This is a genomic window from uncultured Campylobacter sp., from assembly GCF_937997405.1.
In the GTDB taxonomy this organism is placed as follows: Bacteria; Campylobacterota; Campylobacteria; order Campylobacterales; family Campylobacteraceae; genus Campylobacter_B.
On the sequence record NZ_CALKTL010000110.1, the window covers coordinates 1 to 5,406 of the forward strand.

General features: G+C 48.8%; 4 protein-coding genes. All 4 read left to right on the plus strand.

The features are described 5' to 3' along the window. Nucleotides 1-938 (plus strand): LptF/LptG family permease (locus tag Q0372_RS05875; protein ID WP_298103724.1); only part of this gene is annotated, 938 nt, incomplete at its 5' end. Nucleotides 939-1,494: 556 nt separating this feature from the next. Next, nucleotides 1,495-2,241 (plus strand): tRNA pseudouridine(38-40) synthase TruA, encoded by a 747-nt coding sequence (gene truA / locus Q0372_RS10390; RefSeq protein WP_366810505.1) that lies wholly within the window; start codon nucleotides 1,495-1,497, stop codon nucleotides 2,239-2,241. 233 nt (nucleotides 2,242-2,474) lie between these two features. Continuing rightward, nucleotides 2,475-3,416 carry a TAXI family TRAP transporter solute-binding subunit gene (locus Q0372_RS05885; RefSeq protein ID WP_005873238.1) on the plus strand — a complete coding sequence of 314 codons (942 nt, stop codon included), beginning with the start codon at nucleotides 2,475-2,477 and terminating at the stop codon, nucleotides 3,414-3,416. 8 nt (nucleotides 3,417-3,424) lie between these two features. Then, nucleotides 3,425-5,377, plus strand: coding sequence for a TRAP transporter permease (locus tag Q0372_RS05890; protein WP_298103728.1), 1,953 nt, complete (start codon nucleotides 3,425-3,427; stop codon nucleotides 5,375-5,377). The last annotated feature ends 29 nt before the right edge of the window (nucleotides 5,378-5,406 follow it).

Below are 5,406 nucleotides of genomic sequence, written 5' to 3' on the forward strand. Positions count from 1 at the left end.
TTCTTCAGATCGCGCGCATTACGTCGTTTATCGAGATAAATTTTTCAGAGCTAGTAAAGCTCTATCTTTTCATGCTGCCGCGCATCCTCATATTTACGGTGCCGATCGCGTTTTTCGTAGCGCTTAGCATCTCGCTTTTTAGGCTATCTAAAGAGAACGAAACCATCGTCATCTTTACGATCGGCTACGCCACGCGCAAGATCGCGCTGTTTTTTGGCATAAGCGCCGCGCTGTGTTCCTTGGCGCTACTTTTCGTATCGCTTTTTATGATGCCGATAGCTGAAAATTTAAAGGACAATTTCATTGATTACAAAAAAATTAGCGCGACGCTAAATATCAAATCCAACGAATTCGGGCAGAAATTCTCAGACTGGCTCGTTTTTATCGATTCGCAGGAAAACAACGGCACAAGCACGCTGTATAAGGATCTCGTGCTGTATAATCCGGGTAACTCGCAGGATCACGAGCGGATGATCGTAGCGCGCAGCGGCGAGTTTAAAAACGAAAACGCGAGCTTTTCGGCGATGCTGCACGACGGCAAAATTTACACGATGGGCAGCGATCAGTGGCACGTAAGCGAGTTTGAAAGCCTAACTCTGCGCACGCAAAGCGACCGCAATATCCGCGGCGGAGGCGGCGTAATAGGATACTGGAGCGAGATGGGCGGCAGCGAAAAGCGCAGGAAAGAATTTAGCATCTACACCCTCGTCTCGCTCTTTCCGCTAGCGAGCTTTCTGTTTGCGCTAAGCCTCGGCATCGTGACCTATCGCTACGAAAAGGGCTTCGTTTACACAGGGATTTTCGGCGTGCTTTTTAGCTACTTCGCGATGATTATGCTACTCTCCAAATACCCGAGCATCGCACTTCCCGTGACATTCGGCGTTACGCTTATCGGCTCGCTACTATACTACAGGATCAAAATTGCCCCGCGGTACTAAAAAAAGCTCCGAGCTCTGCGGCGGCAAAATCTTAAACAAAAGCTCGTCCGCTCGAAATTTGGCGGATAAAATTTCGGCGAGCAAGGCTAGCGCGTCTAAAATTTTGAGTGGCGTAAATTTAAAGCATAAAGCGCAAAGCGGCGAGCAGGCTTTGATATTAAACGATAAAATTTCAAATTTTAAAAATTCCGCTCTTGTAAGTTCGGCAAGCGATACGGCTACCTATACTGCGCTCGATTGCAGTTTGAATCACGAAAGAGCTAAGCAAAGCCCTAGCGCCGTTCGCACCAAAAAGACCGCGCGCGGGGCGGATTTAAATTCCGTTTGCAAAAATTCTACGGACGCAGCCGCTTCGGATATTTGCGCGACAAGCATAGAAAAGATTTGCACAAGTCTCGCACACGCCCGCAAAGCAGATGCCGCCTACAAAGCGGGTATTTCCGCAAACACCCTCGCAAGCGCGTCCGAACTCAAAAATATTCTTGAAAGCGCGCCCGCAAGCGACTTCGCAGCGAGCGAACTTGCGCAAATCGACGAAATAAGCGCCCCACAAAATATCCCCGCAGATGCGTGCACCTTCGCAGCGAGCGCAAACTCCGAGCGCGTAAAGCTCAAGCTCGTCTATTCCTATGACGGCTCGAAATTTAGCGGCTCGCAGTCTCAGCCTCACGGGCGCGGCGTCGAGGACGTGCTGCGCGCGGCTTTGGGGCGCGTGGGGATCTTTGCGCCGCTAATTAGCAGCTCGCGCACAGATAAAGGGGTGCACGCGCTGCGCCAGGTAAGCTGCGTCGAATGCACCGTGCACTGGGAGCTGCCGCGTCTAAAAGAGCTCATAAACCGCCACTGCGCACCCTATATTTTTGTGCAACACATCAGCCCGGTGCCGCGCGATTTTCATCCGCGTTACGACGCCGTGGCGCGCTGTTATCGCTACGTTTTAAACCATGGACGCCCCAGCCCCTTTCTTAGCGATTTTTGCGTGTTTTATCCGCGCGTGGATCTTGCCGCGCTCAATGCTGCGCTTGCAAATTTCGTCGGCGAGCACGATTTTAGCGAGTTTATGAAAAGCGGCAGCGACATAAAAAGCCCTGTGCGCGAGCTCTACGTCGCGCGCGCCTACTCTTTTAGAAATTTAACCTTGATAAATTTTAAAGCCAACGGATTTTTGCGAGCGCAGGTGCGGCTGATGGTCGCAAACGCCCTAAAGTCCGTGCAGAGCGGGCGCAAGATCAGCTTCTCGCGAGCGCTTAGCAGAATCCCCTTTCCGCCAAACGGGCTGTATCTTAGCAGCGTGAGTTATTAAGGCTTTAAATTTATAGCGTTAAATTTTATCCACGGGCGTTTGGATTTCAAGCTTAAAATTTTATCGCGATAAAATTCTGCATATGAGAGCAGATCGCCGAGCTACTTTGATATTAAATCACCTGCGCCACGATGTGTAAAATCGTAAATTTGCGCGAAATTCGATCTGTTTTTATTAGAATTTTATAGAAATTTAGCAATACTTTCAAACTTTTAACTCAAAAAGGAGCAAAGATGAAAAAATTTTCTGTTGCTTTGGCCGGTTTGGCCTTACTAGCTAGCGTTTCAGGCGCTAAGGAGTTCATCAATATCGGCACCGGCGGCATGACCGGCACCTATTATCCGGTAGGCGGCGCGATTTGCCGCTTGGTAAATATGGATAAAAATATGAAATGCTCCGTGCAATCGACGGGCGGCTCGACGTATAACGTCAATAACGTGCTTAAAAAAGAGCTAAATTTCGGCTTCGTTCAAAGCGACGTCGTCTATGATAAATACAACGGCACGGGCAAATTTCAAGGCGCGGCGGATAAAAATTTACGCTCCGTAATTTCGATCTATCCGGAGCTTTTGGCTTTCGTAGTTTCTAAAGAGAGCGGCATTAAGGCTTACGGCGACGCTGCGGGCAAAAAGATCAATATCGGGAACCCAGGTAGCGGCAACGAGCTAACCAGCACTATAGTTTTTGAAAACTACGACTTTGATCTTAAAAAGCTCGCCCAACACGGCGTCTTAACCGCGCAAGAATGCCCTATGGCGCTAAAAGATAAGAAGATCGACGGATACTTCTACGTCGTAGGACATCCGACCGCAAATATCACCGATGCGGCGACTTCGCTTCCTATCGACTTAGTCGGCATCGACGATGAGCATATCAAAAAAATTCTAGAAAAATATCCATATTTTGCCAAAGGCGTGATCCCTGCTAAAATGTATGACGGCGTAGATCACGATACGCAGACTATCGGCGTAAAGGCCGTACTCGTAACCGACGCTAGCCAAAGCGACGAGGCGGTTAGAGCGGTAGTTAAGGCTATACTTGATAATTTCGACGAATATAAAAAGCTACACCCTGCGCTAAATTTGGTAAGCAAAGAATCTCTTTTAGAGGGGCTTAGCGCGCCGCTTCATCCTGCGGCAGAGGCGGTGTATAAAGAAGCCGGGCTGCTGAAATAGGCTAGTTGATGGAGAAATCTACACAAAACGATGAGCAGGTTTTAGAGGTAAAGAGTAGAGAATTTACCTCTAAAAAGCTCTTCTGGCTCGTGACGCTGGTCTGCTTCGCGTGGTCGGTCTTTCAGCTTTACATCGCGTATTTTACGCTAAATACGAATATCGCGCGCTCAATCCACTTGGCGTTCGCGATTTTTATAATTTTTTCGCTTTTTCCATTTCGCCCGCGCTCTAAGGCGCATTTTTATATCCCGTTTTACGATTATATTTTATTAATCGTCGGAGTCGCCGCGATCTTGTATCCTGCGATAGAATTTAACGGGCTAGCGCAGCGCCCGGGAAATTATTTAACCAGAGATATCGTAGCAGCCTTTATAGGTATTTTTATCCTTTTTGAAGCAGGTCGTCGTATGATGGGACCAGCGCTTGGCATTATCGCTTTTACCTTTCTTCTGTATTGCTACTTCGGTCCTTATATGCCCGATATCATCGCGCATCGCGGCGCAAGCTTTGAACTGCTTGCAGGGCATATGTTTTTAACGACAGAGGGCGTATTCGGTGTGCCGGTAGGGGTCAGCACCAGCTTCATCTATCTATTCGTGCTATTCGGCGCGCTTTTGGAGCGAGCCGGAGCGGGGCAGTATTTTATAAACGTAGCGTTTGCGATTTTGGGTCGCTTCCGCGGAGGACCCGCCAAGGCTAGCGTAATCGCCAGCGGATTAACCGGAATGGTAAGCGGTAGCTCGACTGCAAACGTCGTGACGGTGGGCACTTTTACGATCCCGCTAATGAAAAAAGCGGGGCTCACCGCCACTAAAGCGGGCGCTATCGAGGTCGCAGCAGGCGTAAACGGGCAGCTTATGCCGCCTATCATGGGCGCTGCGGCGTTTATCATCGCGGAATTTTTAGGTATGAGCTATACCAACGTAATGATCGCGGCGGTGATCCCCGCCTTTGTCTGCTACGCGGGGTTATTTTTTATCGTGCATCTTGAAAGCTGCAAGTTGGGACTTCACGGCAGCCGCGATTACGCCAAGGTTTCAAAGCTAAAAATTATATTTAGTGGCATTCATTACATAATACCGATTTTGGTGCTTCTTTTTACTCTATTGATTCTAAAAGAAAGCGCGATCTCTGCGGCGTTTAACTCGATTTGCGTGCTATTTTTAATAATGATCGTACAAGAGCCTGCAAAGAAAACGATATTTGGCGAAAAGGTCGGCAAGTCCGATTTTATTGTCGGTTTTGTCGATATTTTTTGGGCTATGGTGGGCGCTGCTAAAAACATGGTCACGGTCGCCGTAGCTACCGCGCTAGCGGGCATCATCATCGGCTCGATCTCGCTTACCGGGCTGGGACAGGTTCTTTCAGAGCTCGTGGAGGCGGTCGCGGGAAATAGCATAGTGCTGATACTTCTGATGACTGCGATAATGAGCCTGATTTTGGGCATGGGACTTCCTACAACGGCGAATTATATCGTCGTTTCAAGCCTGATTGCGCCAGTGATTTTGATACTAGCGGGCAAAAACGGCTTTTTGATCCCTGCGATCGCAGTGCATCTTTTCGTATTTTATTTCGGAATTTTAGCCGACGATACCCCGCCAGTGGGTATTGCAGCATACGCTGCGGCGGGTATCGCAAAGGCAAATCCCGTAACCGTGGGACTTCAGGGTTTCGTGTATGATCTGCGCACCGCCGTACTTCCGTTTGCGTTTTTCTTCAACAACAAGCTGCTTTTGATCCAAAGCATCGGCGATCCGATGGATTCAAAGAGCATCGTTTGGATCAGCGATCCACTGCAAATCGTGCTGATTTTTGCCACGGCGATCGTGGGTATGTTTGCCTTCAGCTCCTCGCTACAAGGCTGGTTTGTAACAAAATGCAATCCACTAGAGCGCCTACTATTGCTGCTAGTAACGCCGCTAATGCTGGTGCCTAATATCTGCGCAAAAAAACATCTCTAAAGACCCTAACTTCTACGCCAAGATTGGCG